At 71.9% G+C, this 25,167-nt stretch carries 27 protein-coding genes and 4 pseudogenes; 13 read left to right on the top strand and 18 right to left on the bottom strand.

All coding sequences use genetic code 11. From position 1 onward, the window contains the following. The first annotated feature begins 50 nt into the window (after nt 1-50). Both ACZ6R9_RS28545 and ACZ6R9_RS28540 read left to right on the top strand, forming a co-directional pair. Nucleotides 51-2,729: a TerD family protein gene (locus tag ACZ6R9_RS28545; RefSeq protein ID WP_465541233.1), complete on the top strand. Its 2,679-nt coding sequence runs from the start codon at nt 51-53 to the stop codon at nt 2,727-2,729. A gap of 581 nt (nt 2,730-3,310) precedes the next feature. Continuing rightward, on the top strand, nt 3,311-3,706 hold the full coding sequence (locus ACZ6R9_RS28540; RefSeq protein WP_465541231.1) for a helicase associated domain-containing protein: 396 nt from the start codon (nt 3,311-3,313) through the stop codon (nt 3,704-3,706). Between the two features lie 90 nt (nt 3,707-3,796). Here the strand turns inward: ACZ6R9_RS28540 and ACZ6R9_RS28535 are convergent, their stop codons facing one another. Together ACZ6R9_RS28535 and ACZ6R9_RS28530 are read right to left on the bottom strand one after the other, a co-directional pair. Continuing rightward, a complete protein-coding gene (locus ACZ6R9_RS28535; protein ID WP_465541229.1) occupies nt 3,797-4,735 on the bottom strand; it encodes a hypothetical protein in 939 nt (312 codons plus the stop codon). 416 nt (nt 4,736-5,151) lie between these two features. Continuing rightward, nucleotides 5,152-5,460, bottom strand: coding sequence for a hypothetical protein (locus ACZ6R9_RS28530; RefSeq protein ID WP_465541227.1), 309 nt, complete (start codon nt 5,458-5,460; stop codon nt 5,152-5,154). A 326-nt stretch (nt 5,461-5,786) separates the two neighbouring features. Here ACZ6R9_RS28530 and ACZ6R9_RS28525 point away from each other — a divergent pair, with 326 nt between their 5' ends. The 4 genes from ACZ6R9_RS28525 (at nt 5,787) to ACZ6R9_RS28510 (ending at nt 8,821) form a co-directional block, all read left to right on the top strand. Next, entirely contained in the window at nt 5,787-6,299 is a 513-nt protein-coding gene (locus ACZ6R9_RS28525; protein ID WP_465541225.1) for a hypothetical protein, read from the top strand. A gap of 136 nt (nt 6,300-6,435) precedes the next feature. Continuing rightward, nucleotides 6,436-7,218 (top strand): GNAT family N-acetyltransferase, encoded by a 783-nt coding sequence (locus tag ACZ6R9_RS28520; RefSeq protein ID WP_465541223.1) that lies wholly within the window; start codon nt 6,436-6,438, stop codon nt 7,216-7,218. A 355-nt stretch (nt 7,219-7,573) separates the two neighbouring features. Next, on the top strand, nt 7,574-7,837 hold the full coding sequence (locus tag ACZ6R9_RS28515) for a hypothetical protein (RefSeq protein ID WP_465541221.1): 264 nt from the start codon (nt 7,574-7,576) through the stop codon (nt 7,835-7,837). A 6-nt stretch (nt 7,838-7,843) separates the two neighbouring features. Continuing rightward, nucleotides 7,844-8,821 carry a hypothetical protein gene (locus ACZ6R9_RS28510; RefSeq protein WP_465541287.1) on the top strand — a complete coding sequence of 326 codons (978 nt, stop codon included), beginning with the start codon at nt 7,844-7,846 and terminating at the stop codon, nt 8,819-8,821. Between the two features lie 32 nt (nt 8,822-8,853). Here ACZ6R9_RS28510 and ACZ6R9_RS28505 read toward each other — a convergent pair. From ACZ6R9_RS28505 to ACZ6R9_RS28470, 8 genes and pseudogenes are all read right to left on the bottom strand, one after another. After that, nucleotides 8,854-9,048 (bottom strand): annotated as a pseudogene (locus ACZ6R9_RS28505) (NUDIX hydrolase); the annotation flags it as partial. 96 nt (nt 9,049-9,144) lie between these two features. After that, nucleotides 9,145-9,477: a LysM peptidoglycan-binding domain-containing protein gene (locus ACZ6R9_RS28500; RefSeq protein WP_465541285.1), complete on the bottom strand. Its 333-nt coding sequence runs from the start codon at nt 9,475-9,477 to the stop codon at nt 9,145-9,147. A 9-nt stretch (nt 9,478-9,486) separates the two neighbouring features. After that, nucleotides 9,487-9,629: pseudogene (locus ACZ6R9_RS28495) on the bottom strand (transglycosylase family protein); the annotation flags it as partial. A gap of 298 nt (nt 9,630-9,927) precedes the next feature. Next, nucleotides 9,928-10,092: pseudogene (locus tag ACZ6R9_RS28490) on the bottom strand (methyltransferase domain-containing protein); the annotation flags it as partial. 258 nt (nt 10,093-10,350) lie between these two features. Further along, a complete protein-coding gene (locus ACZ6R9_RS28485) occupies nt 10,351-11,211 on the bottom strand; it encodes a universal stress protein (protein ID WP_380488412.1) in 861 nt (286 codons plus the stop codon). Nucleotides 11,212-11,374: 163 nt separating this feature from the next. Continuing rightward, nucleotides 11,375-11,548: a hypothetical protein gene (locus ACZ6R9_RS28480; protein WP_465541219.1), complete on the bottom strand. Its 174-nt coding sequence runs from the start codon at nt 11,546-11,548 to the stop codon at nt 11,375-11,377. Nucleotides 11,549-11,637: 89 nt separating this feature from the next. Next, nucleotides 11,638-12,069: a hypothetical protein gene (locus tag ACZ6R9_RS28475; protein ID WP_465541217.1), complete on the bottom strand. Its 432-nt coding sequence runs from the start codon at nt 12,067-12,069 to the stop codon at nt 11,638-11,640. A 265-nt stretch (nt 12,070-12,334) separates the two neighbouring features. Next, nucleotides 12,335-13,393 carry a serine/threonine-protein kinase gene (locus ACZ6R9_RS28470; protein ID WP_465541215.1) on the bottom strand — a complete coding sequence of 353 codons (1,059 nt, stop codon included), beginning with the start codon at nt 13,391-13,393 and terminating at the stop codon, nt 12,335-12,337. Between the two features lie 65 nt (nt 13,394-13,458). On the opposite strand from ACZ6R9_RS28470, the gene ACZ6R9_RS28465 reads away from it, so the two are divergent. Together ACZ6R9_RS28465 and ACZ6R9_RS28460 are read left to right on the top strand one after the other, a co-directional pair. Continuing rightward, nucleotides 13,459-13,728, top strand: a complete 270-nt coding sequence (locus ACZ6R9_RS28465) for a SpoIIE family protein phosphatase (protein WP_465541213.1) — start codon at nt 13,459-13,461, stop codon at nt 13,726-13,728. Continuing rightward, entirely contained in the window at nt 13,725-13,922 is a 198-nt protein-coding gene (locus tag ACZ6R9_RS28460; protein ID WP_465541211.1) for a hypothetical protein, read from the top strand. Before ACZ6R9_RS28465 ends, ACZ6R9_RS28460 begins: the two co-directional genes overlap by 4 nt. A gap of 35 nt (nt 13,923-13,957) precedes the next feature. Here ACZ6R9_RS28460 and ACZ6R9_RS28455 read toward each other — a convergent pair. The 5 genes and pseudogenes from ACZ6R9_RS28455 to ACZ6R9_RS28435 all read right to left on the bottom strand — a co-directional run. Next, nucleotides 13,958-14,475: pseudogene (locus ACZ6R9_RS28455) on the bottom strand (transposase family protein); the annotation flags it as partial. 56 nt (nt 14,476-14,531) lie between these two features. Further along, on the bottom strand, nt 14,532-14,786 hold the full coding sequence (locus tag ACZ6R9_RS28450; RefSeq protein WP_465541209.1) for a DUF6213 family protein: 255 nt from the start codon (nt 14,784-14,786) through the stop codon (nt 14,532-14,534). 66 nt (nt 14,787-14,852) lie between these two features. Then, complete coding sequence (tpg, locus tag ACZ6R9_RS28445) at nt 14,853-15,401, bottom strand: telomere-protecting terminal protein Tpg (RefSeq protein ID WP_380488418.1); 549 nt, start codon at nt 15,399-15,401, stop codon at nt 14,853-14,855. A gap of 91 nt (nt 15,402-15,492) precedes the next feature. Beyond that, complete coding sequence (gene tap / locus ACZ6R9_RS28440; RefSeq protein ID WP_465541207.1) at nt 15,493-18,000, bottom strand: telomere-associated protein Tap; 2,508 nt, start codon at nt 17,998-18,000, stop codon at nt 15,493-15,495. 32 nt (nt 18,001-18,032) lie between these two features. Beyond that, nucleotides 18,033-18,389, bottom strand: a complete 357-nt coding sequence (locus ACZ6R9_RS28435; RefSeq protein ID WP_380488420.1) for a hypothetical protein — start codon at nt 18,387-18,389, stop codon at nt 18,033-18,035. A 467-nt stretch (nt 18,390-18,856) separates the two neighbouring features. Here ACZ6R9_RS28435 and ACZ6R9_RS28430 point away from each other — a divergent pair, with 467 nt between their 5' ends. The 3 genes from ACZ6R9_RS28430 to ACZ6R9_RS28420 all read left to right on the top strand — a co-directional run bounded on the left by ACZ6R9_RS28430 (nt 18,857) and on the right by ACZ6R9_RS28420 (nt 21,107). Beyond that, nucleotides 18,857-19,291, top strand: a complete 435-nt coding sequence (locus ACZ6R9_RS28430; protein WP_380488422.1) for a hypothetical protein — start codon at nt 18,857-18,859, stop codon at nt 19,289-19,291. Between the two features lie 734 nt (nt 19,292-20,025). Then, nucleotides 20,026-20,154: a hypothetical protein gene (locus ACZ6R9_RS28425; RefSeq protein WP_380488423.1), complete on the top strand. Its 129-nt coding sequence runs from the start codon at nt 20,026-20,028 to the stop codon at nt 20,152-20,154. A gap of 119 nt (nt 20,155-20,273) precedes the next feature. Then, nucleotides 20,274-21,107, top strand: a complete 834-nt coding sequence (locus tag ACZ6R9_RS28420) for a hypothetical protein (RefSeq protein ID WP_380488424.1) — start codon at nt 20,274-20,276, stop codon at nt 21,105-21,107. Here ACZ6R9_RS28420 and ACZ6R9_RS28415 read toward each other — a convergent pair. Beyond that, nucleotides 21,053-21,469 carry a hypothetical protein gene (locus ACZ6R9_RS28415; protein ID WP_465541204.1) on the bottom strand — a complete coding sequence of 139 codons (417 nt, stop codon included), beginning with the start codon at nt 21,467-21,469 and terminating at the stop codon, nt 21,053-21,055. The two genes, ACZ6R9_RS28420 and ACZ6R9_RS28415, sit on opposite strands and share 55 nt — an antisense overlap. Beyond that, nucleotides 21,466-21,684, bottom strand: coding sequence for a hypothetical protein (locus tag ACZ6R9_RS28410; RefSeq protein WP_465541202.1), 219 nt, complete (start codon nt 21,682-21,684; stop codon nt 21,466-21,468). The genes ACZ6R9_RS28415 and ACZ6R9_RS28410 overlap by 4 nt, the downstream gene beginning before the upstream one ends. A 180-nt stretch (nt 21,685-21,864) precedes the next feature. Here ACZ6R9_RS28410 and ACZ6R9_RS28405 point away from each other — a divergent pair, with 180 nt between their 5' ends. Then, a complete protein-coding gene (locus ACZ6R9_RS28405) occupies nt 21,865-22,254 on the top strand; it encodes a ribosomal protein L7/L12 (protein WP_465541200.1) in 390 nt (129 codons plus the stop codon). Between the two features lie 70 nt (nt 22,255-22,324). Here ACZ6R9_RS28405 and ACZ6R9_RS28400 read toward each other — a convergent pair whose 3' ends face one another. Next, nucleotides 22,325-23,602, bottom strand: coding sequence for a hypothetical protein (locus tag ACZ6R9_RS28400; protein ID WP_465541198.1), 1,278 nt, complete (start codon nt 23,600-23,602; stop codon nt 22,325-22,327). 183 nt (nt 23,603-23,785) lie between these two features. On the opposite strand from ACZ6R9_RS28400, the gene ACZ6R9_RS28395 reads away from it, so the two are divergent. Further along, entirely contained in the window at nt 23,786-24,970 is a 1,185-nt protein-coding gene (locus ACZ6R9_RS28395; RefSeq protein WP_465541196.1) for a hypothetical protein, read from the top strand. Nucleotides 24,971-25,167 lie beyond the last annotated feature (197 nt).

The raw sequence follows: 25,167 nt of genomic DNA, 5'->3' as shown, positions 1-25,167 counted from the left end.
CGCGGTGGTGGCTTTCGGCTGCGGATGCCCACCCTGAGGTAGCACTTCGCGTGGAGGCGGCGGCCGGCCGGCAGCAGCGCTTCACCGACGTCGACGCGCTCACGGCCCGGTTGCTGGCCGCCTCGCTCGAGGGCCGGCCGGTGGCCGCCGTCACTGTCGGCAAGGGGGCTCGTGTCCCGGACACCGCCAAGGCCGCGGCTCTCACCCGCACGGAGAGCGCCCTGTGCGCGGAGGTGTTCGGAGTTCAGGAGCAGCAGCGGCGCGGCGCGTGGTATCTGCCGCAGCAGCTCTCGCTGAAGGCAGGGGTGGTCAACCTGCCACATCTGCTGCGCCACCGTCCGGCCCACGCACTGACGGTGGCCGCTGGTGACACGGCCCGCCTCACCGTCGCCGAGGGCGGGGATGTGGTGCTGCTGTGGGCGCTGCTGGTGCCCTTGTTTGAGACGCTGATGGAGCCGGTTCGGGTGCGGGCGGCGGGGCCGGCCGGTACGCGTGAGGAGCAGCGGCAGGTGTGGGCGGCGATCGAGGACCGCTACCGGCTGCTGGGCATCGCTTCCGGTGCGCTGGAGGTCTTCCGGTTCGGCGGCGGCTGGCACGCCCTCGACCGCAGAGGGCAGCAGCAGGCCCGTCTGGACCTGCTGGAAGCGCTAGCGGCGGCCGATCTCGAACAGCTGGTGGCCCGTCATCGGATTCAGCGGCTGCAGCAGTTGACGGCAGGGTTCGCGGCGAAGGCGAAGAAGGGCACGCCGCTGGCGCGGCGGGTCCTCACCCGCGCACTGCAGCCGGTGGTCTCCGCTCATTTCGCGGGTGACTGGCTGGCTGTACTCGACTACCTCCAGGCCCCGCCACACCCGGACGAGGAGGTCATCACCGCCCTGCCCGAGGCGCGCCTGTATGTGGGCATGTCCTCCCAGGCGGCCGAGGTGGCGGCTGAGACGGGCATCGGCGAGGACGAGGTCCAGGCGATGCTCGCGGCGTTCCTCGGCACGAGCACCGCCGTCTCTCCCATCGAGGAGCGGGTGTCCGTGCTGCGCGACTGGTGGGCGGGTTTCGACCAGGCACACGCCCACCAGGCGAAGGGGATGCCCTCGTTGTGGGGCCTGCTCGATGAGGAAGTGATGGACCTCTCCTCGCCCGGAGAGGACCGGACCCCTCAGCTGTACCTGCAGGCTCTGCCGCCCATGGTCCTGGAGCAGGTAGGGCGGCTGTGGGAGACGGTGATGCTGAAGCAGCACCCCGGAAGCATCGTCGGCAACCCCCGCCCGCACCACACGATGACCCAGGTTCTCGGTGCAGCGGCCGGGTTCTGGCATGGCATCGGGCTGACCGCGTGGTTCGTGTGCGAGGGCCCGTACTCCCGCACCACCCTGTCCGACGCCGCCGGCTACTACGACCGTGAGCTGACCGAGCTGCGCACGGCCGGCTGCCCCGTCGACGCTTCCCTCTTCGAGGAACTGCGCTCTGCCGAGCAGCAGTTGGGAGATCCGGAGTCGATCTCGGAGGGCAGGAGTGTTCCGGTCGTCTCCGAGGACGGCCTCGTGAGTGTCACGTTCAGCATGGGCCGTGGCTCGCGCCGCGATGGCTTCGAGCACGTGAGGGACATCGTCACCCGGCACCGCCGTGCCTGGGCCGAACGCTACCTCAACACCTACTTGCAGCAGCGGTGGCGCCGCGAACTGGAGGAGGTCGCCCACCAGTACCACCGCCACGTCGCCCTCAAGGGGCGCCCGCCCACGCTCATCCAGTTCTCCCGGTTCGCGACGACCGCCGCCAACCAGTGGACCGGCGGTGACCTCGGGGCGCTCTACACCGCGATCGGCGAGCCCGCGCCGTCCGAGCAGAAGCGGCCCGCCCGCCTGCTGGCCAGCGACGGCCACGACTTCGCCCGCCGGGTGTACCAAGCGCTCGGTGGCGAGCCCGTCCCCAAAAGCACCTGGCCAGCGGCCCAGGACCCGGAGGAGATCCGCCGGCAGTGGGAGTTGCAGCGGCTGGCCATCGAGAGCCTGCGCTACGTTCAACTCCAGGAGGCACTCGGACAGCCGCCCACCGCCAAGCAGTTCGGCACCCAGCGGCTACGGTGGCCTTGGCCCGGCGAGGAAGCCGAAGGCTGGCCGCTCCTGCAGCGCGCCCTCGCTGGCCTCACCCGCACCGGCACGCCCCCGGCCCACTCCCCCGCTGGCCCCGTCACCACCGACCTCGCCGCACCATCCCCTGACGGGAAGGGCCTCGTGCCGCTGCTGTTGGCCAAGGGCGGCAACGCGCCCCTACCTACCGAGACAACAGCGGTACGCGTCACGACCGTTGGCGCTCCGGTCGATGTTTCCGCACTTCTCCTCACCGGCGACGGCAAGGTCCGGACCGACCACGACCTCGTCTTCTACAACCACCCCCACCAAGACGGCGTCAGTTCCAGCGGCGACACCATCACCGCCGACCTCGGCCGCATCCCCGACGATGTCCGCACGGTCGCTGTGGTGGTGAGCGTCGACCTCGAAACGCAACCCACCGCCGTCCTCGACCAGCGCACCACCTGGAGGGCGGACATCACCCAAATCTCGGGTGTGCTCCTGCGCTTCGAGCCGCCCGCCCACGACGCGGGCGAGACGGTCGTGGTCGCCGTTGAGCTCTACCGCCACGGACCGGGCTGGAAAGCACGCGCCGTCGCCCAGGGCTACGACAGCGGCCTGGCGGGCCTGGCCACTGACTACGGCATCAACATCGAGCCCTGATCCCGACGAGGCTTCAGGCGAGGGCGGCAGCCTGGATGTCGTCGTCAGCTCACGCAACACGACACTCTGCCCACAGCCCCCGCCGTTAACACTGACACCGCCTCGACCTGCCCACATCGCACCCCCTCAAGATCACTCCAGAGGGCATCGCCCGATACTCTCACCGGGTAGTTATCTATCTAGTTACAACATTCGCCGCGTAACTAAAACATCCCAGGTCAGAGCGACTATCCGCCGGAGGTCAACATGCTCACTAGCAACACCACTACAGCTCAATAGGCATACCAATGGGCAGCTTTAAGTTTGTTGGCTACCTCAAGCACACCTGGTACGAGCGACATCAGTGTTGCAACTAGAGAGAAGACTGACACGCGATCGGCGGCTGGCTGGCCGGCCTTCGGGCCGCGTCCGAGGTCCCCGAGGGCGAGCCCGGGGCGCTGGCCCCCGAGCGCAGGGCGGCGCTGGAGGAGATCGACCCGTGGTAGTGCCCGCGCTGGCCGATCACCTGGCAGCGCTCCTACGCGACCGCGCGGCAGTGGTGGCTGGAGTCGGACGGCGGGGTCGACTGGGCCGGCCTCCCGGTGGAGACCGAGTTCGAGGGCGAGCCGCTCGGGCGGTGGGTGCGGGCGCAGCGGTCCGGCTTCGCCGAGCTCGACCAGGAGCAGCAGGACCTGATCCTGGCCCTCGGCATCGAGGAGGACCAGGAGCTGGCGGCCGCGCAGGCGGTGGCTGCGGCGAAGCCGAAGGTGTCGCGCACCGACCGGTTCGCCGCCGGGCTGGCGGCGCTGGCGGCCTTCGTCGAGCGGGAGGGCCACGCCCGTGTGCCGCGCGCCCACAAGACCGAGGACGGGCTGTCGCTGGGCACGTGGGTCAACAACCAGAAGGCTCGCCGGGACAAGTTGAGCGCGGAGCAGCTCGGGCAGCTGGAGGCGCTGGGCGTGGCTTGGTACCCGGGGTGGGCTGCCGAGGGCCCCTGAGGAAACCGCGGAGGCCGCCGTCCCGATGGGGTGGCGGCCTCCGGCGTTCTACCCAGGTACGGTGCGGTGCCTGCTGGGCAGCGGGTGAAGTCAGCTGCCCGGGGTGATGGCGGCCTGGACGGTGGTGGAGAGGGTCTGGGCGAGGGCGCCGCTGACCGCTGGGGAGTTGAGGATGTCCAAGATCGCGGCTCCCCAGCGCCGGAGTCGTCCCGGGTCAGGATTGTCTGCGGAGGCCTCGTTCTCGATCCGGGTTGCGATGTCGGTGAACTCGTCGGCATCGCTCTCCGGTAGACCGAGCACGGGAGCCGCCTGGCGCAGGGATCTGGCGAGGAGTACCAGCTCGCTGGGGTTGATGCCCTGGTTGGTGGTGGCGGTCTGGGTGACTTCGCGGCTGTTGGCCGCGATGTTGCCGGTGTTGGTGCCGATGTGGAAGTTGGTGTTGCTGGCCCCGTTGTTCCGGCGTTCGTAGGCGGCGAGGTCGGCTTCGTAGTTCTCCACGCAGTCTTCTCCTTGGGCTGTGATCTCTGCGCGCAGGGGTCCGTCTGCGCCCCAGGCTCTGGCCACTCCCTTGATCAGTTCTTTTTCCTGGAGGTGAGCGGCGGCCCGGTCCATCTCAGAGGCGGTGAGTCGGATGCCGACGAACAGCGACTGCGGGGCGTCCAAGACGCCGGCGATGGGCGGCATGTGGATGCCTTCGTGCTTACGGTGCCAGAGCCAAACGAGGAGTCCGCTTCGGGCCGCTGTGATGCGGGCGGCATGGTCTTCCCGCTGTCGGATTCGGTCTGCCATCCACGCCGCGCTGATCGGTGTGATGCCGGCGATCGCGCGTCCCATCGTGGTTCCACGGTCAGTCAACAGCCCTTGTTCCTTGCAGAAGAACAGAAGTTGGAATGCTTGCTGCTGGTCGAGACCGTGCTGCTCGGCGAAGGGCCCAATATCCACCCCTGCAAGAGGTGTCCCCGCTTCTTGCGCTTGTGTGTAAACCCACTCAATGAGTTGATCCTGCAGGACATCGACTCCTGTGGTCACAGACAGGCTCCTTCGTGCCGGGGGTGCCCAGGCTAGGCGGCTGCACTGACATGTGAGGGTGCCTGCCAAGTTAGCCAATTGGGCCCAGCAGCGCACTGACTGGTGATCTGCACGAAACCGACCTGGGAATCGACCCCGAGGGCCTGGACGCCGCCTTGGAGTGGGCGCGGGCCGGGGTGTGCGTGCTCCAGCAGTCGCTGCCGTTCCCATTCACCGACGTGCTGCTCTACAGCGAGCTCGACAACCGGCCCGCGCACAGCGTGCTGTTCTGCTACGCCGACCTGCTGCGCCGCCGCGACCCGAAGGCGGCGGAGGCGTGGTTCATCGCGCTGGTCTACCTCAACCCGAACGACAACATGGGCGCCGGTCCATCGCCCCGGGCGGCCCCGCCCCGATCTTCTGACCCGCGCCCCCGGTCAGCGGAGGCCGGCCTCGATCTCCCCGCGCTGGCGGTAGCGCTTCTCCTTGCGCTTGCGCAGCAGCTGCCACCAGCGGGCGGTGTAGCCGAGGTCTTCCCGGGCGGCGCTGAGGAAGAGGCGCTGCGCGGTGGTGAAGAGGCCCATCGCCGCGTCCAGTTGCTCCGCGGTGAGGCCCAGCGTCGGCGCGGCCCTGGCCGTCTTCTCCGCCGCGTCCAGGACGTCGACCGGGGCGCACAGCCGCAGGCCGTAGAGCGCGGCCACCAACTCGCCGCCGAGCTCGGCCAGCCGGGGCAGCTGCGCCTTCACATGCTCCTCGGCCTGCTTGTCGCCGATGGCGGCGGGCAGGGAGACAACCAGGTGACATGGAGGCCGGCCAGGACGGCGGCGTCGAGGAAGCGCCGGTAGGCGGCGGCACGGTCCTCTCACCCGCCCGTTCGCGGACATCGCGGCCGCGGCCTCCTCACTGCCCGAGGCCGTGCTCGACGGCGAGCTTCTGGCCGTCACCACCGACGGGGACGTCGTCTTCTCCCGGCTGCAGACCCGCGCCGGCAAGGGACCCCGCCCGGGCGCGGACTTTTCGCCGAACGCAACGAACGGCTCGGCGAACTGCTGGCCGCCGGACCGACGGCGCTGTGGCCGCTCGCGAACTCGCCGAAGCGGCCGGCTGGGTCGGCGCGGCCGGCGGCGCGGTGGAAGGCCTCGTCCTCAAACCCGCTGACCGCCCCTACCTGCCGCGCTACGGCAGCGGCTGGCGCAAGTGGCGCCGCCGCCACCCCATCGACGCGGTGGTCGTCGGCATCACCACCGGCGACCCGAACCGCCAGGCCGCCGTCCTCGCCCAGCCCACCGCGAACGGCCAGCTGCACCCCGTCGGCGTCAGCCTCCCCCTCACTGCGGCCCTGCGCGCCGAACTCGCCCCGCAGCTGCGCCCCGCCGGCAGCGGCGACATCGCCGAGCTGCCCGGCACGGTGGGCGGCCTGCCCGGCGCCCCTCCCGTCACCTACCTGCCCGTCGAGGCCGACGTCGTGGTGGAGATCCTCGTCGACCAGACCCAGCCGGAGTTCGGCCGCTACCGCCACCGACCCCGCGTCCTGCGCACCAGACCCGACCTGACACCCGACCAGCTGACGCCCCCACAACCGTAAGGCGTGGTGAGGAGGAGCCTGGGTGTCTCTGGCGGCCGTCCGCTGCCGATCAAGCGCAGGGGGCATCACCTGACGGCCGGCGGTCTCCTGTTACCGTCAGCCCGGCTGCGATGACGGGTTGCGAATGGAGACGGGCATGTCGGGCATCTTCCTCGAGACGGTGATGCAAACGAGCCGGCTGACGCTTCGTCCCTTCACCAGCGGCGACATCGACGACACCCAGGCTGCTTGCTCGGACGAGCTCACCCAGCGGTGGCTCCCTCTGCCCCGGCCCTATACCCGTGAGGACGCGACGGCCTGGTGCACCAAGGTCGCACATGCCCTGCGTGAGTCCGGTGACGGTATCCACTTCGCGATCGCCGACGCCTCCAATGACCGGTTGATGGGTACCGTCGGGCTGAAGAAGACCGACTGGCGGGCGCGCGTGAGCGAGGTCGGCTACTGGGTGGCGCCCTGGGCAAGGGGGCGCGGGATCGCCGCCGAGGCCACCCGGGTGCTGGGAGAATGGATGCTGACGGACCAGGCCTTCCAGCGCATGGAACTGCTGGCCGCCACCGAGAACATCTCTTCCCAGAAAGTTGCTCTCCGGGCTGGCCTGCACCGCGAAGGCGTCCTGCGGAACGCCGGCTTCGTGCATGCCGGCCGGGTCGACCTCGTCCTAATTCTCCCTCGTACCACAAGACTTCCAAAGCAGCTCCCCCACACCGACCGATCCCAGCTCCTGGCCCCCGCGACCGACGGGGCGAAGCTCGACACCTGCGACCAGCAACAGCCGCCCGAGCGACAGACACTGACGTCACGAGAGCCATCCAGGACCCCGCCGCCCCGTCCCGGGGCGGCATCCGACGCGCCCCCCGGCTCCCGGACGACGCATAACACCGTGGACACTGCCCGAACCCGATGCTCACCGAGCCGGTGAGCAGCCCGGTGCTGCCTGTCGGATGGGTGCACCGTGCCTGTCTGGCGGTCCGTCGGAGCGGGCGGGCGGTGCGGCGGGCTCGGCACAGGGAGTCGCCTGGTCGGACTGTTCCCGGACCCCGCACGGCTACAACCGGTACGGGGCCACCGGCTCGACACCTTGGCCGGCGCCGTCCGACAGCAGCAGCAGCGGCCAGGACGGATCCGGTACCCAGGTGGGCCAGCTTGCGGCGAACGGCCCCTCCCGTTGTCGAGCATCGCGATCGCACGGCCGCAAGCCTGCTGCACCTGGCGGTCGATGATCGGACGGATCTCCCCGGTGGCCGCCCGCGGCCACCGGGGCGACGCTCGACACCATGGCGATCATCGTGCTGTTCGAGGTCCGGCCCGGCCGACAAACCGGCCCGGACGCCGCGGAGCCCGCCGTGATCGCGGTGCACGCCGCCGGATCCGACCCGGACGTGCCCGAGGACCCGCTGCCCACCACGCTCTGCGGCCGCGACACCGCTTCCATGGAGCACGCCCACTACTCGCGCACCGCCCCCGGACAGCCCTGGTACCCGCCGCGGTTCGCCGCCATACGGTGCCCGGAGTGCGAGCGGGCGCTGCGTGGTCTGTAGAAGCGGGTGATCGTGGTGTCGAAGGCGGCGTTCGAGCGGGTTGCGAACGACCTCTACACCCTGTCTCCTGCCGAGTTCACCGCCGCACGCAACCGCGCGGTGGCCCGAACGCGTCAGGCCGGGGACCGCGAGCTCGCCGCGCAGATCAAGGCGCTGCGGAAGCCGACCCTTGCGGCGTTCGCGGTCAACCGGCTCGTCCGCCGACATCACGAGGAGGTCGGGCCCTTGCTGGAGCTCGGCCGCGCCCTGCGCGAGGCCCAGGACCGGCTCGCCGGCCCCGAGCTGCGGGAGCTGTCCGCCCAGCGACACCAGCTGGTCGCGGCGCTCACCGAGCAGGCCCGCCAAGCGGCCGCCGACGCGGGCGAGCAGCTCGGCGAGGCGCATCTGCGGATGGTGGAGCAGACGCTGCGGGCGGCGCTCGCGGACGAGCGGGCCGCCGAGGCGCTGGCGGCGGGCAGGCTCAGCGGGGCGTTGGAGGAGACGGGCGCGTTGCCGTCGGAGTCAGCTGGCATGTCGGCCGGGCGTGCGGCGGGCGGTACGGCGAGGACCGCGTCCGAAGCGCCGGCCGGCCCGGGCCGGGCGCGGAAGGCGGCGCCGCCCGGGACGTCTAAGGAGGCGGGCCGCCGGGCAGCCGCGCAGCAGGAGGCCCGGGGCCGGGTCGCCGAGGCGGAGACAATCCTGGCCGGGGCCGAGCGCGTCCAGGAGGCCGCCGGCCGGGAGGCCGCGCGGTTGGAGGAGCAGGCCGAGCGCCTGGCCGCCGACGCCGCTGCGGCGGCCGAGGACACCGAGCGGGCCCGAGCCGTGCTGGAGCGGGCCGAGCAGCGGCTCGCGTCCGCCCGCGGCGCCGAGCAGAACCGGCGCGAGGAGCAGCGGGCCGCCCGGCGAAGGGCGGACGAAGCCGCCGACGCTGCCGAGAAGGCCCGCGACGGACTCGGCCGGGAGCGAGGCCGGTTGGTGGAGCTGGAGAAGGAGAGTGGTTCGTGATGGCGGCGGCCAGCGGGCGCAGCGGTGCGGCGCGCGACGGCGAGGGGGTGTCCGCCGGGGTCGGCGAGGCCTGCGGGCGGCTGCCACCAGGCGGGGTGTCCGAGGTAGGGGCGGGCCTGGTGGAGCATCAGAATCCGCCCCGCCTCGTCGGCGGCGAGGACGGAGGCGGAGACGGTGTGCGGGGGCAGCGTGGCGGCGAACGCGGAGGGTTCGAGGGTCCCGGTCACCGTGCTGCTCTTCCCGTCGGAGCCGTCGGCGGGCCCGTTCAGCGGGCGAGAGTGACGGTCAGTTCCGTGTCCGGGCAGCGAATGACCGGCTGCGGATCAGGAGCCGAGCGCCAGCACCTGGCCGGGCAGCAGCAGATCCGGGTCGCCGCCGACAGTGTCGCGGTTGAGGGCATGGAGGGCCGGCCATCCCCCGGGGAAGCCGAGCTCTTCCGCTATGCCGCTGAGCGTTTCCCCCTCCTCCACCGTCCAGGTGCGCGACGGGTCCGCGGACAGGACGGCGGCATCCTGCGAGTCGGCCCACGCCTCGCGGTCGTCGCGCGCACCCACCCACGAATAGTGAGTGTCCGAGCGGTCCGGGTCCAGGGCCGCCTCGGCGTCGCACACCGGCCACGGCGTCAGGCCCCGCCGCGCGGCGAGGCGCTCCGCCACCTCGATCTGCTCCTCCCTGGTCGCCCGGCCCGCGCGCGGCGCGAAGTCGAGCCCGCCGTTGGCGCGCCAGGTCGCCGCATCGAACTGCAGCCCCCGTAGTAGCCGTTGCCGGTGTCGGCGTCCCAGCGGCCGCCGCTCTCGCAGCGGGTCACAGCGTCCCAGTCCGCACCCGCCGACGCTCCGGCCGCAGGCGGCGCCGACAGCCCTCCGAACACCGTGGCAAGCACAAGCAGAGGAAGAAGGACGGCGGACAGACGGCGCAGCGACACGGCCACGAACGGCACGGGAACTCCGCAACTCGGGGACAAGGACCCGGACACCGAAGCGCCCGGAACCCCATCCGTTCCCACGACGCCACGCCCCCCGTTCCCCGAAGACGTCAACCGTCCGAACGGCAGCTCGACGTCGTCCCGACGCCGAGCGGGATTGCCCCGGGCCGGCCTCGGCGGCGACGTGCTCCACGTCGGACATCAGCATCAGCGCCATGCGCGACACGACGGCATCGCACGAGCCTCTGGGAAAGGGGGTTGCTGCGCGCGGGTCACGTGCGGGTCGGCACTGGCCATGGCGGGGCCGGCGAGCCATGTCGAGCTCCCGCTGCGACGGATCGGTGCCTGCGAGAGCCTGTGCGCCACGCCCCGGCGAGCAGGTTCACCAGCACATGGCTGGGCATGGCTTGATGTATCCCGACGCTGATCGTTGGAGTCGATCAGAACCGCGACCTTACTGTCTTCGCCGTGGAGGCCTTCCGCGTCCTGCGCCCCCGGTGGCCGGGCCGCCACCCGCGTCCGGCCCGAGTCAGTCAGCGGCTGCCGGGTTGCCGGCATGTCGGCCGGAGAGGACGAAGGCTGCGCCCACGGGAAGGCGGCGATCTCAGTCGTGCGGGACGACGGCGACCGGGGCGGTGCAGTGGTGGATCGCCGCGTGGGCGACAGCGCCGAGCCGGGTGCCGAGGCGGTGCTGCCGGCGGCCCACCACGACCAGGTCGGCCTGGGCCGAGGCGGCGACCAGCGCGTGCGCGGCACCGCCGGTCCTGGTCTCGGCGAAGGCCTCGACGCCGGGATGTGCCGCCCGGACCGGCGCGAGCGCCTTGGCCAGCACGTCCATGAGCTCGGCGCCCCGGAGTTCCACGTCCTCCTGCGGCGGCATCCAGCCTGCCGCGGTCCAGAACGGGACCGCCTCCCATCCGTGCACTGCCCGCACTCGCGCCCCCCGGCGCTCGGCCTCGGCGAACGCGAACTCCAGCACCGCCGCGGAGGACTCACCGGGCACGCCCACGACGATCTCGGGGCGGTCGGCGGCGTCGGCAGGAGTTGCGGGCGCGCCGTCGCGGACCAGCACCACCGGGGTGGTGCTGCGGGCGGCCACGGCCAGGCCGACGGAGCCCACCACCAGGCCGGCGAAACCGCCGAGGCCGCGTGAGCCCAGCACGACGAGCCGGTGCTCCGCGGCACGGGCGAGCAGGGCGTCGGCGGGGTCGTCGGCCACCGCCTCGGTGACGACGTCCAGCGCGGGGTGAACGCCGCGCAGCCGGTCAGCGACCTCTTCCAACTCCAGCAGGGCGCCGCGGTGGGGAGCCGCCGCGGGCCCGTCGCTCCAGGCCGAGCCGAGCCAGGGCCAGGCGTGCACGATCCGCAGCGGTTCGCCCTGCCGGGCCGCCTCGGCGGCGGCCCAGCCGACTGCGGTTTCGGACCGCGCCGATCCGTCGAACCCGGTGACGATTCCGTGGGCCATGGCCGTTCCCTTCTGTCGGACGGTGACCCGGTGTCCCGCCTCCGGGATCCATGCTGCTGCTCGCGGCGACCGCCCCGACAGGACCCGACGGTCCCTCGCGCGGACCCAAGGTCCTTCTTCGCAGCAGGACTTGGCATGGGGCCGGGTGGCGTCGGCGGGCTGCTCAGCGCAGCCAGCGGCGGGACCTGACCACCGGCAGGGTGGCCCACCAGCGGCCCAGGCCCCAGCGGTCACCGGCCTGCGCGGCCGCGAGGACGATCGACAGGAGGGCATAGACCCTGTGGTAGTCGACGACCGGGTTGGTCGATCCGCTGGGTGCGCCGCTGTCAACGGCCATGTAGTGCCGGCCGTTGACAGTGCTTTGCCCACTCCAGGTTCTGCTGACGTGTCATCTGACATCCCTCTCGGTACCTAGTAGATCGGCTTTCAGTCTTTTTCGGGTTCCCCAACCATCCAGCCACTCACCGCCGTAATCGGACCGCGCCACAGCGGCAGGGTGTGGACGGTGCGGGCAGCGCGGTGGGTGACGTCGCGCAGGTGTAAGAAGCGCCGGTCAATGCCCTGCCGACGGCCTTCGTCGGCGGCCTGGTCGAGATGACCGACCGCATCCCGGACGACACGGCGAAGGGCGTCGTCATGGTCGCCGAGCCGGCGCAGGTGCAGACGCTCCCACGTATCGGTGGAGATCACTGTTCCGGTCACCAACGCACCGTCCAGCACCAGGGTGACAGTGACATCGCGGGCGTCGACGTCCTGGTGCTCGGCGCCCAGGCGCAGGATCTCCAGGTGCGGATCGACGTGGTCGTCCTTCTGAAGCAGCATCCGCAGGGCCAGCGGTACCACGCTTCGCCCCGACACCTACTACTCCTCGGGTCCGCCCACACCCTGCCACCGCCGCGACCGCTCCTGAAGAATCGTCACCGGCTCATCGTGTCACTCGAAGACCTTGGCCGGGCGCATTCCGAACGGTTCCAGGGCCTGTCCGCCGAACGCCCGCGACGCGCCGTCTCCCGAATACGTCGGACAGGGGTCATCGGCGCGATCGAGGCGGGCGTGCTCGGAGATGATCCGGCACCGCGAGGTGCACTCGCGGCACCGGATCAGTCGGCCGGCCTGTCAGCTGTCAGATCGACTGGGCGGGGTTGTCGAGCCAGGCGTGCCAGCCGTCCGGGGTGACGGTCAGTCCGAACAGGGTGTGCGTGGATGCGGTGTCCGGCAGTGGGGGGAGGCTACTTGCTCTGCGGGTGGGGGCCGCGGGCGGGAGCGGGGTCGTCGCTGTCGTGGACGGGGGTTGGGTGGCCCCTCCTGCTGGTGGCGTGGGGCGTTGGGCGGGTTCGGGTGTGCGGTCGAGGTGTCGTAGTGCCTGGGAGAGGTCGGTGGCGTTCGGGTACCGCTGGTCGGGGTCCTTGTGCAGCAGCCTCAGCACGAGGTCGTCCCACGCGGAGGGGACGCCGGTGGATACCGAGCTGGGTGTGGGCGGTTCCTGTGTGAGGTGGGCCGTGAGGTATCCCACGGTGTCGGGAGCCTGGAAGGGGAGCCGGCCTGTGATCAGCTCGAAGAGGAGGCAGCCGAGGGCGTACAGGTCGCTGCGCGGTTCTGGGAAGCCGCGTGCTTGTTCGGGCGCCATGTAGGGGGGTGTGCCCACGATGAAGCCGGTCTGGGTGAGGCGGTCCGCGGTCGCGTAGGGGTCGGCTGCCCGCGCGATGCCGAAGTCGAGGACCTTCACCGTGCCGGACGGCGTGATGAGGATGTTGGACGGCTTGATGTCCCGGTGCATGATCCCGGCTGCGTGCGCCACGGCCAGCGCGTCAGATATCAGCGCACCCCATAAGGCCGCGTCCGCCAGGGTGACGACACCTCGGCGCAGCATCGTGTCCAGGCCCTCGCCTCGGACCAGTTCCATCACCAGGAACGGGACCCGCTCGTTTCCCGCGCCGGTCTCGCCGAGGTCGTGGATGGTCACGATGTTGGGGTGCTGCAGTTGGGCGGTGATCCGTGCCTCGCGCAGGAACCTGGCGCGGGCCTCGTCGCCGCGGCTTCCGCCACCGGCAAGTAGGGAGATCACCTTGACCGCGACATTCCGGCCCAGCGTCTCGTCCTGCGCCTCCCACACTTGCCCCATGCCGCCCTCGCCGAGCTGCCGCACCAACCGGTAACGGTCCCCGAGGAGTTGGTCTCGCATCGTCACGCCTCCCCCGTTTCGAACATTCCTGTCCCTCCTGCTGCCGCGCCGGCGCGATGGGGATCATGACGCGATTGCGTGGGCGGCATGCCCGTTATCCAGAAACCCGCCAAACGGCAGGGGTGTTCGCCAAGGCGGCCACCCTGCTCCGGATCAGCTTTCCACGCCCGGCGCGTCTTTGGCTGCGGATCGGCGCGGTCGCCCCGGCGGACTGCAGCGTGGACGTGTGCACCTTCGAACCCGGTGACACGCTGCTGCTTTACACCGACGGCGTGGCGGAAGCCCGCGACCGCTCCGACAACTTCTACCCGCTCGCGGAACGCGCCGCCCAGTGACAGGAACCGGCCCCGACGAACTCCTGCAGCACATCCGGTGCGACCTCCTCGCCCACGTCGGCGGACGCCTCGCGGACGACGCGGCCCTCATCGCCCTGCACCGCACGCCCACCGTGCACCGAGGCCGGCCGCGGATCTTCCACCTCGGACGGGGCGGTCCCGACGCCGACGGCGAACCACCCCCACAGGCTTGACCAAGGACGCGGGGCTTAGGGCGTCCGCCAGTAGGTCATCGGATGCGTGGGCTTCGAGGGCGGGTGTTCCAGCGGTAGAGGGTCCAGGCGTGTCGGATCAGGCAGCGGACCGTGATGATGGTGGCGGCCAGGGCGAGGAAGAACTCGACGGCCGTTCTCCGGCGTTCGGTGCAGCGCCGGAGCTTGCCAAAGTTGTTCATCCAGGAGTTCGTGCGCTCGACGACCCACCGGCCGCCGGTCTGGATCGGGGTCTTCGCGCCACGCGGGGCGATGCGGGCGTCGATCCTCCGGCCGGCCAGGTCGTCATGGACGACCCGGTAGTCGTAGCCGGCGTCCAGGGCGAGGCGCGGATGCTCCGGCAGTGGCCCGAGGGCCTGTTCGAGGGCGGTGAAGCGGTCGAGGGTGGCGGGTAGCAGAGTGTGGTCGCGGGTGTGGCGGGCGCCGGCTCGGTGACCAGGGGTATGCCGGTGCCATCGGTCAACTGCGAGCGTTTCAGCCCGAGTTTGGCGCGGTCCACCGGACTCTTGCCGGCGCATTCGCCGCCGTGACGGGCAGGTCGCTCGGCCGACGGCGAACGGATCGGTGGACGACGTGCGGGTCGCCTGCTTGTCAGCTCGCGGCGGCGATGCAGGCGACGTCGATCTGGTCGGCGAGGCCTGCGAGGGCGCCGCCGAGCAGGGCGACGGTCTGCGGGTCCAGCTCGCAGTCGCCGTTCCTCTCCCAGGTCAGCCACTGGCCGACGGCGGCGCGCAGCAGGCCGGAGACGTCGGCGGCGGGGACGACCATCTCCCCGGTGCTCGCGTCGTGGTAGATCGGCAGGTGGCGGCGCAGCTCGCCGGGGTGGGGTTCGGGGGTGTTGTCCACGTCGGTGCTTTCTCGGAGTGGGTCGAGTGTGTCGCCGGCGCGAGCAGCACTGGTGGAGGGTGTGGGTCAGATTCCCTCGACGTCCATCCAGGCGATGTCGTTGAGTTCGATGTCGAGGCCGCCGGCGCGGCGTCCGTTGTCCTGGAAGTAGTGCTCGCGCAGGCCTTCGGCGAGGATCCGTTCCTGTTCGGCCTGGCCGGCTCCGGCGTCGCGCGCGGCGTACAGCCGTTGGGCGACCGAGCCGGGCATCTTCTGGGTGATCGTGCGGGGGCGGGGGTCGTCGGTGGAGCCGCCGGCCGCGCTGTAGCCGATGGTGGCGCTGATGTGGAGCATGAAGCCGTTCTCCTCGGCGGCTCGGCGGACCCGCTGCTTCACGCGCGGCTGCCAGGCGGCGCGGACCTTGGTCTCGATGGCCTTGGCGGCGGCCGGTTTCGGGGTGCCCTGGCCCTTGAGCCAGCGCTGCACGGTGCGCTGGGAGACGCCGAGGTCGGCGGCGAGCCGCCGGGTGGAGCCGCCCGCGCCCTTGAGCAGGAACCGCATCCGGGCGGGGACGGACTGAGGAAGAGGGCGGGTGCGCTCGGCACGACCCAGTCCCTCGTCGATCTCCTGGCTCAACTGTTCTCCTTCCCGGCCGCCCAGGCGACGGCCGTGCTGGTGATCGTGGACTGGGCGGCCCGCCGGACAGACGCCGGCGGGCCGGTGGGTGCTACTCGTCGGCGGAGACGACGCCGCCGGTCTTGATGTGCCGGGCGGGGTTGGTGTCGTCGGCGAGCAGCTCGGCGATCTCGGCCATCGGCCTGCTGCCCTCGAACTTCACCAGGCCGGGGCTGACGCCCAGGCGCAGCGAGGTGGTGAGGGTGCCGTCGGGCTTGGTGAGGATGTCGAGGGCGCCGGGGCCGGGGGCGGCGAAGACGGCGCAGTCGGAGAGCACGGCGATGGCGTGCAGGCCGGTGTCGGCGGCCATCTTGCGGAGCTTGCGGTGGAGGTTGACGGTGGCGGTGTCGATGATCAGGGCGCGCATCAGCGGGTCCCAGGTGGGGCGTTCCAGGGCGGCCCAGCGCTCGCCCGGCCGGTAGCCGTGCCCGCGGGGGCGTTCGCGCATTTTGCCGATGGTGCCCTTGGCGGTCTGCTTGATCGCGGTGAGCACCGCGAGCTCGGCCGGGTCGCCGGTGGTCTTGAGGTAGGCCATGGCGTCGAGGAACGCGATCGGGTCGCGGTCGGCGAGGTCGGCGGGGACGCCGAGGGCGGCCATCGTGTCCAGGTAAGCGGCACGCAGGTGCTTGTGCCAGGGGTCGAGGTACGGGCCGTGCTCGTGGCGCAGCCAGGCCTCCAGCGGGCGGACGTCCGCGCCGAGTTCGACGGCGTAGGCGAGCTTCGCTGTGGAGTACCAGGCCGGGCCGGTCGGGCGGGAGCCGTCCGCGGTGAACGGGCTGGGCAGCAGCGGGTCGGTCGCAACGTGGGAGAGGTCGGCCAGCCACGAACCGGGGATGCGCTTGTCGAAGACCGGGTTGATCACGTGCACCGGCGGGCCCAGCGGCAGCGTCAGCCTGCCCGCGGCCGCGAGGAAGGCCATGTTGACGTCCAGGCCCACCGCCCAGGCGGAGCGCCTCTCCTGGTCGGTGAGGGGGCGGTACCAGTCCCACGCCTCGGTGACCAGCTCGCCGCCCGGCTCCCGGCCCTGCGCGAGCGGGTGCACGTCCAGGACCTCCGGCGGCGCCGGATCGAACGCCTCCTTCGGCCGGGAGCCCTCCACCGGGCCGGACGTCCAGCCGGACTCGGTGCGCTGCGCCTTCGTGGGCGGGCGCAGCGCGGTGACGAGGTCCAGGCCGGAGACGGCGGTGGAGCCGCGCGGGGTGAGGACACGGGTGGCGTAGGTGCCGAGCAGGCGGGCCAGGCCGGGGGTGTCGAGGCCGTCGGGAATCTGCCAGCCGCCCGTCGCGAGGGCGCCCCAGGCGGGGACGCAGAGTTGCACGCACTGGCGCTTGCCGTCCTCCGGGGTGCGGTAGATCCGCGCCCACGGGCCGAGGCCGCGCTGGGTGAGCAGCCACCCCGCCTTCTCCAGTGCCTTCACCGCCTTGTGGGTCTTCGGGAGCTGGCCCAGGCGCTGGACGAAGTCCTTCTTCTCGTCGCGGCCCATCGGCGGCAGGCCGAGCTCGGCGAGCGCGGCGTCGGTGAGGACGACCAGCGGGTCGCCGTCCTTGCCGTGCCGGTGCAGGCGCGGCGAGCCGAGCCCCGCCCCGAGCGCCCACTCCACCAGACCGGCGAGCGTGTGTCCGGTCGGCGCGGTGGCGGACTCGGTGCCGTCGGCGAGGTAGGCGGCCAGGGCCTTGCCAGACGGGGCGACGTCCACCACCACCAGCGGGCCGGACGGGAACCGTGCCGCGGCGGCCTGCTCCCAGTCGGCCGGGCCTGCCTCGGCGGCCGCCTTCTTCACCGCTGGCTTCCTCGTCCTGGACAGGGCGGCCGACCGCGAGGTGCTGGCCGGGCGCGACGCGGAGGCCCGGCGCGGCGCGGCCACCGGGCCAGCCGCAGACGCGGGGGCGGTCGCGGACACGGGGGCGGTCGCGGACACGGGGGCGGTCGGGGCGGCGGCGATGTTCGGGTGTCGGGCGGGCGCCTCCAGAGCGGCCTGCGACGGTCCGGCCGCCTCCAACCAGCCCTGCCGTTCCACGACCGGGGCGGCGGGCGTGGTCGGGGCCGGCTCCTCCGGCACGGCCGCCGGGGCCGGGGCGGCGGCGCACCAGATACCCATGTGGACCGGACGGCCGGCGGACCGGAACGGCGTCGGACGGCCGCACCGCGCACACGGCGCGGGGTCGGTGCTGAACAGGTCCCCGGACGCGGTGCGGTCGAGCTCGACCACGACCTGGTCGACGCTGTTGACCGCCGTCGTCGGAGCCGGCGCCGGAGCCGGAGGTGCGGCGGGCGTCAACGTGGTGGCCGGCTCCGTCTCCTGGGCCGCGGGGGCGAGGCGAGTCGCCAGGCCCTCCAGCAACCGGGCGTAGGCGGCACGGCCCTCGCCCTGCGGCGCGCGCTGCCCCGACTCCCAGGCGGTGAACGTGCTCACGCTGATGCCCAACGCCCGCGCGGTCTCAGTCTTCGTCAGGCCGTACTCCTCCCGCAGCCGGGTCCGCTCGGCCGGCGCCGGCAGCGGCGTCTGGCGGCGCGGACCATTGCCCAGCAGGGCGTCGATCGCATCCGGGGTGCTGTCCATTCGTCCTCCCTTCCTTCTTGACGGTGGCGGTCTCAGGCCGCGGTGTACTGGCCGCGCTGGACCCGTACGACCCGGCCGGCCTTGAGCAGGCCGTCGATGTACACCGAGACCCCGCTGCTGATCGACTTCTTGCCGGCGGCGGTCATGGCCTCGGCGATCTCACCCAGCGTCATCGGCTTGCCCGAGGCGCTGAGGATCTTCACGATGGCGTCCGCCTTCGTCAGGTCGCCGATCTCCACCGCCGGCGCGGTGGACGCCTCGACCAGCTTCCGCAGCGCGTCCCGCTGGGCTCGCAGCCCCTCGATGCGCACCCCCAGCAGGTCCCACTCCCGCTCCGCCTCGCCGAGTTCCTTCTCCGCCCGCGCGAGGTCCTCACCATAAGAAGTCATGGCGAGAGACTAGCAATCAGAACCTCAAAACTTCAAGAAACTTAGATAGCCATAGTTAATGTGACTTAAGACCCCTGGTCGCCGGACTGCCAGCGGTCGACGAACCGGGCCAGTCGCTCGCGCCGGCGGCGTTCCTCGGCGAGCACGGCGGCCAGGACCCGCCGGTCGACGTACGGATCGACGGCGGCCTCCAGCAGCTGGCGCAGTTCGGCCGGATCGACGGCCTCGGCCTCCCACTGCGGCGGGCGGTCGGGGTCGAAGCCGTAGGTCGCGGCGAAGCCGGGCCAGGGGTTTGTGCGATCGCCGACAGGCCGTTTCGGTCATTCGGTGGCCGATATCCGCGGAGGACCGTCTTCTTTCGCGGATGCCGCACCCCGGGGTGCGGGGGCTGCCATGCTGACATCAGAGGAATGTGACATTTCACATTCCGCCCATCGTCCCATCCCCGCCCCCTAGGAGAGACACCCATGAAGACCACCGTCATCGCCGTCGCCGCCGCGGCGGCCCTGACCACCCTGGCCACCGCCCAGGGGGCCGCCGCCGCGCCGAGCGGCCCGGTCGGCGCCGTCGTGACCTGCGGCACCCCTGGCGCACCCGGCCCGCTGCTGACCCAGGCCTGCGTCGAGGTGACCGGCAACCAGGTCCGCTTCTACGGGGTGGCCACGCCCGGCGACCCGTCCTGGCAGCCCCGGCCCCTCGGCTTCACCGTCTCCGGCACGGTCGTCGGCAGCGCCCCCCTCGCCCCCGTCCACCCGGCCATCATCGTCCAGGCCGGCTCGAACCAGGTCGGCAGCGTCTTCTCCAGCGCCCCGTGCGGCGCCACCGTCAGCACCACCTTCTCGGTGGCCCAGCCCGGCTGGCCCACCTCGACCGCCACCGTCTCCACCGTGGTGGCCTGCTGACGCCGGACTCCCGCAGGTGTGCCCCCGCCTCCCGGGGCACACCCCGCCACCGCCCCTGCGGGGGGTCTTCCAGTTGCCGCAAGTCCACCGGTACCCGCATCCCGCCACGGTGAACCGGCCGATGTCGCGCAGCCCGAGCACCGGAGCCGGCCGCCGCAGCAGCGCCCTGACCCGCCGGATCCCGACCGGGCGCTCGGCCCCGTCCGGCCGGCCACGCTCCACCGGGGCCGCGCCGCAGAGGAGGCCGCGGCCGCGCCGGTGCGCGAGCCGGCGAGCCGTCAGGTGCGTACGACAGGGCGCCGGGCGCTCGGGCCCGGCGCCGCCAGGGCGCTGACCGAAGCCATCCGGGTTCCCCGTACTCCGCCGCCGTGGTGCCGGCCGCCGTCGAGGCCGCCCTGCACACGGTGCTGGAGGAGTTCGAGCAAACCGCCGAGCCCCGTGGCGGGAGGAATTCGAGGACCTGGACGAGGACGCCCTCGCCGAGACCGCCGCCGAGGCCCGCACCATCGGCGCCGATCCGGCCCGCACCGCCGACGACCTGGTGCGCGGCCTGCTCAAGCAGCTGACCGACTGGCAGGCCGCGATCGACGGGCTGGCCGAGCACTCACCGAGGCCGAGTCGGAACACTCACCGCGCCCAACAGTGGCAGAAGCGTCTGGGGCGGCTTGGGTCAACGGGGCCCGCTCGTCAAGCGCTCTTGTGTGTCCTTCCGCTGTCGTCGGAGAGGCAGGACGATGACAGCCGGCTGGGACCGGTCCTCGAGGGCATGCAACTGGTCGCCGCCGCCGGCGGCCGCCTCGCCGAGCAGGCACAGCGACGACGACACCCCGGACGTGGTCGTCAACAACTACTACGAGGACTGATCCGCGCGTCCCCGGACCCCGCCCCTCGGTAACCCGCTTGCCCAAACGCCCATCTGAGGGTGTATGAATCCAGGGCCCACGCCATTCGTGGGCCCTGGAACAAGGGGGTTTCCCGCTCGATGCGGAAGAACGTCTTCAAGCGCGCCGCCGCGGCCCTGCTCGGCGCCGCGGTCATCGCCGTCGCGGCTCCGGCCGGCACTGCCGCGGCGAAGCCGCCGGCCAACGAGGCCACCAGCCTGCGCAGCGGCGAGAAGCTCCTGTCAGGACAGAGCATGGTCAGCGGCGAGACCGAGCTGGTGATGCAGTACGACGGCAACCTGGTGCTCTACCTGGTGGGCGACACCGGCCACCGCGGCCCGGTGCTGTGGTCCAGCGGCACCTACGGCAACCAGGGCGCGTACGCCTACATGCAGCCCGACGGCAACTTCGTCGTCTACCGCCAGGGCGGCGGCCCGGACTCCGGCGGCGCGCTGTGGAGCACCGGGAGCTACGGCCACCCGGGCACGGTGGCCTCGCTGCTGAACGGCTGGTTCGCCGTCAGCGGCCAGCAGCTGTACTGGCAGACCGACACCGGCGTCACCCCGGCCGTCGGCGCCACCAACGACACGCTCGGCCCGAACCTCCCCACCATGCCGCACGGCCGCTGGATCGAGTCGAACTCGGTCTGGCTGCTCATGCAGCCCGACGGAAACCTGGTCCTCTACCGCAAGCGCGACGGCGCGGCGCTGTGGTCCACCGGCACCTACGGCCACCCGAACAGCTTCGCGAACGTGACGGGCGCGCCGACCTTCGGCGCCCTGTGGCTCAACGCCCAGGGCGCCGGAGTCACCTGGTCGCTCTCGACCAAGGGCCGGCCCGGCGACTGGGCGAAGGTGCAGGACGACGGCAACTTCGTGCTCTACGGCAGCGACGGCACCGCCCGCTGGTCCACCGGCACCTGGGGCAACTGGTAGCCGTCCGCTCCGCCAGGGCGCGCCACCTCCGATGCACGCCCGAGCCTGCAGGAGGCGAGGGCCTGCGTGACGGCTGTCCGGGACGGGGCCGAGCCATCGAAAGATCTGGCGAAACTCACCTGGAAAGTTTTAAGAATCTCGTGCCGCATTGCCCACTTGCTGAGGGTCTTCACGGTGTTCTCCAGCTCGCCGATGGTGGTGCCCTCGGGGTCGCGCCAGCCGCGCTGCTCAATCACGGTGGCGCTCGCGTCCTTCTCCTTGATAAGCGCCATCTCCGCAATCCGCTCGGTCACCTGCAGCACGTCGTGGCGCAGGTGCTCTCCAGCAACGTCGAGCTTGGACGCGGCAGAGCCGTCCTTCACCTCCTCCTTGGCGAGCGCGATGGTCTCAGCTCTGGCGAGGTCATCGTCTCGTTCTCGGTGGGCGGCGTCCTGGGATCAGTTGCCAAGTCACCGGGCTCGAGGCGCCGCACCGGGAAGCCGTTGCGGCCGTCGTAGATGGCCTGGGCGAGCTGCTCCAAGCCGTGGTAGCTGCTGGCGAGGTTCGTCAGCAATGTATCGGGTTCCTCACCCAGCACCTCCGCCCCCTCCTCGGTCCTGGCCCGCAACAGACCTGACGTTGAAGACACTCACCCGCGCACGGGGCCCCGGCGGGGGAGGCCGCACCGGCGGAACCGGACGAACGAAAACCCATGGCCTGGCGGTCCGCAAGGGCGATTGACTGGTACTGGCACGACACCGACCGACAAGGGGGATCCGTGGAGGACCCGGATTTCACAATCCTGCTGACCGGCGACTCCCCTCACGACCCGACGGCGCTCAAAGCCGTCCGGACGGTCACCGGGCTGAGCCTGTGGCGTAGCCGGCAGCTGTTGGACAGCGCGCCCGCCACCGTCAGGTCGGACATCCCGTTCGACACCGCCGCTCGCGCGGCGCAGCACCTGCGCCAGGCCGGCATACCAACCGCCATCCGGTGCGGCTGGTGCCGGCGCACCCTCTCCGGCGAAACGCCGGTCGACCCCGGCCCCTGCGCATCGCCGTACTGGCCCACCGCCCACTGCCAGGCCAACTCCATGACCAGCTGTGATTGCGAGTTCTGCGCCGTGCGCGGTCCCCTGCCCGGGCACACCACCCACCACAGCCTCTGAACCCCATGTCGACGACAGCGAGCCCGACCCTGCCCGATGGACCGAAGGGGGACGGTCCGAGTCAGGAGCCTCAGAACGTGGACCACTCCGTCCCCGGAACGTGATCCCAGGTGGCGATCACCCAGTCGTGCCGCATGAACAAGGGCCGGGTCAGGACGGCGTCGCCGACCCGCTGCGCGCGCAGCACGAGCCCCAGCTTCTGCGAGCCCGGATCGGCCGCATGCGGGTAGAGCACGCCGCCCTCCCGTGCACCGCGGTCGAGGAGCCACTGCTCCAGTTCGGAGGGCACCCGCCCGACCAGCGGGGCGCCCTCCAGCGCGACTTGTGGGCCGCACCTCGCGTCGCCGGCGACGCAGGCCAGACGCGCACTGCTGCCCGCGTAGTACACCGAGACGCCGAGGGCGGGGAAGTGATCCTCCTCATGGCGGGGCTCACCACAATCCGGATGCTGCCACCAGCTGGTCGTCGCCCCTACGCCGAGAGCCGCCGCCACCTCCTGCGGGCTCATGCCGAAGTGCAGCGGCCCGAGGCCGACGAACGGGGTGAACACCCATCGGGCGCGGTCCTCGTCCTTCGCGACGGCCCAACCATTCGCCGCCGGCTCCTGCCGCACGCCGAAGGCGGGCTGCTCCGCCTTCGGCGGCTGCGGATCCTGCAGGCCGGCGAGCCCGGGCCCCTGGGCGGGTTCCGATCCATCCACCCACTGGCGCGCGAGCCAGGCCCGGTCCGCGGTGTCCTCGGGGCGTTCGGCCAGCCACCGGTGGACGTCCGCCGAGGCTTGCGGGTCCGCCCAGGGGTCCTCCAGCACGGCTGCTGCCTCTCGTTCGGCGCGGCGATGCGCTTCCTCCTCGGCGAGCAGTTCGCCGACGTCCTCACCCCATGTCTGCAGGCAGTGCCGGGCGATCCACCGGTGGCGGGAGTCGGCGCTGGCCGCCAGGACCCGGCGCACGGCCGGTGCGACCTGCGGGATGTGGTGCGCGAGCTCCGGCGCGGCCAGCAAAAGGCCGGCGGCCGCAAAGGCGGCCTCCCGCACTCGCAGGTCCGGGTCGTCGAAGAACGCGGCAACGTCGGCGTAGACCGCGGGCCGCACGGCCTGGCTCGCCACGATGTCCTCGGCCGCACCAGGGCCGTCCTCGGGCGGGTAGGACGCGGTATCGGCGAACCAGCCGAGCCAGTCCAGAAGTTCCGCGCACAGCGGCCTGCGCCCCGCCCTGTGCTCCCAGTCCGCCTCGACCCGGGCACGCGGATCACCAAGGACCGCAGCAACGTACCGGGCAGCGGGCCCGGTGGCGCCGTAGATGGTCTCCTGATGCAGCACCAGCCGGGACGGCGACACCCAACCGAACACCGGACCAGGGCGGACACGGGCACAGCGGCCGGACGGCCGAGACGGGCGCAGCAGGACGGCCTGGCGGCCGACCAGGACGCCGGCCAAGGCGCAGCGGCACGACACCGTCGGGCGCGGTGAGTCGCTACGGTGTCTCATGACGGCCGACACCCAAGGGCCCTCGGCCGTCGATAAGCTGACGGGATGACAGGCCTCCTGCGGTTCGGCGCGCTGCTGGCGCACCTTGTGGGCCATCGGGCGCTCGACTCCGCCACGCTCACGGCGGCGGTCGGCGCCGACCCGGCGGAGCTGCAAGACGTGCTCGACGGGCAGCCGCCGACCGGACGGCTACTCAGGGGCCTTGGACCGGTACTCGGTCTGCACGCCGCTGACCTGTTCCTTCTCGCCGGACAGCCGGTGCCCGACGACCTGACGCCGATCACCCGCAACCCGCATTGGTCGATCAACGCCGTCATCTACAACACGATGGTCATGCCCGCAGAGAAACGGCGACCGCTGCTGGACGCGATCCGGGCGCAGCCCCTGGTGCGGCGCGAGGGGCGTGGCGGGGTCTCCCGGCCGTACCACCGGTACGAACCGGGGTTCGGCGCGGTGCTCCTGGGCCTGGCACACAACCGGAACCTCAGCTGGCTCTCCACGGCCATGGCCCTGTACGCGGTCACCGACGGACGGGTCTACCTCTCCGCGTCCACCATCGGCGGGATCGGCCGCGGGACCGTCGAAACAACCCCCGAGCTGACAGCCGGCTTCGCCGGCCTGCTCGGCATCCCCGCCCCCGACCTCGCAGCACTCGGCGGCATCCAGTTACCCGAGGGGCGACCTGCCACCGCCCAACTCCCTTGCCACAGACCTGGCCACGGTCATCTGGGAAGCCCGACGCCTGACCACCGCCCAACTCCAGGACGTCAAACTCACCGCCCGCCACCTCGCCGGCCGCTGACCCACCAGGCATCCCCACCCGGCCGAAACCAACAGAAGCGAGCGCACCCGGCCAGAACGGCACACAGCGAGGCCGGCGCAGGCGCGACAGGACGACGACGCCACCCGGCAACCCGCGACAGCGGCACACCGGTGCAGCGGGACGGCCTGACGGCCGACCAGCACGGCGGCCAGGGCCCGGCAGCGGAGCGCGGCACCAAGCGGCGCGGGCGGGGCAGCGGGGAGCAGCCGAGTCCGGCGAACCGGACGACGGCCGGTTCAACACGGGGGTGCAACACGCCCGCCCGCCCCCGCCCCAGGCCACTTAACACCTGGTCAGACCCGCAACACGGCCCCGTGTTGCACCCCAGCACAACACCGCGTCGCACCCCCACCCGCCACCAGGCCGCCGATGACCTGTCTCACCGGAGTTGGGCCGTGTCTCACTGAAGATGGACAGATGCTGGTCCGTCTCATCGAAGGGGGCAGCAGGCGCCCGACCAGTTCGAAAGTGGAGCCGAAGTCGGAGCTCACCGTCGATGGTGCGCCGACCCCCGGCATCGGAGAGGCGCCTGCCGATGAGACGACCGTAGCCTCGCGCTGACGCCAAGGCCTTGGCCGAGTACTCGATAGATCGGGCGTGACCA

The organism is Kitasatospora sp. NPDC048662 (assembly GCF_055587065.1).
This window is presented reverse-complemented; position numbering and strand designations above follow the sequence as displayed.

Excerpts from the sequence above, each read along its gene's own strand:
- ACZ6R9_RS28520 (WP_465541223.1), top strand. The coding sequence starts at position 6,436 with ATGTCGGGCATCTTCCTCGAGACGGTGATGCAAACGAGCCGGCTGACG.
- ACZ6R9_RS28515 (WP_465541221.1), top strand. The coding sequence starts at position 7,574 with ATGGCGATCATCGTGCTGTTCGAGGTCCGGCCCGGCCGACAAACCGGC.
- ACZ6R9_RS28485 (WP_380488412.1), bottom strand. The coding sequence starts at position 11,211 with ATGGCCCACGGAATCGTCACCGGGTTCGACGGATCGGCGCGGTCCGAA.
- ACZ6R9_RS28480 (WP_465541219.1), bottom strand. The coding sequence starts at position 11,548 with ATGGCCGTTGACAGCGGCGCACCCAGCGGATCGACCAACCCGGTCGTC.
- ACZ6R9_RS28470 (WP_465541215.1), bottom strand. The coding sequence starts at position 13,393 with ATGCGAGACCAACTCCTCGGGGACCGTTACCGGTTGGTGCGGCAGCTC.
- ACZ6R9_RS28465 (WP_465541213.1), top strand. The coding sequence starts at position 13,459 with ATGACGCGATTGCGTGGGCGGCATGCCCGTTATCCAGAAACCCGCCAA.
- tap (WP_465541207.1), bottom strand. The coding sequence starts at position 18,000 with ATGGACAGCACCCCGGATGCGATCGACGCCCTGCTGGGCAATGGTCCG.
- ACZ6R9_RS28435 (WP_380488420.1), bottom strand. The coding sequence starts at position 18,389 with ATGACTTCTTATGGTGAGGACCTCGCGCGGGCGGAGAAGGAACTCGGC.
- ACZ6R9_RS28430 (WP_380488422.1), top strand. The coding sequence starts at position 18,857 with ATGAAGACCACCGTCATCGCCGTCGCCGCCGCGGCGGCCCTGACCACC.
- ACZ6R9_RS28425 (WP_380488423.1), top strand. The coding sequence starts at position 20,026 with ATGACAGCCGGCTGGGACCGGTCCTCGAGGGCATGCAACTGGTCGCCG.
- ACZ6R9_RS28420 (WP_380488424.1), top strand. The coding sequence starts at position 20,274 with ATGCGGAAGAACGTCTTCAAGCGCGCCGCCGCGGCCCTGCTCGGCGCC.
- ACZ6R9_RS28395 (WP_465541196.1), top strand. The coding sequence starts at position 23,786 with ATGACAGGCCTCCTGCGGTTCGGCGCGCTGCTGGCGCACCTTGTGGGC.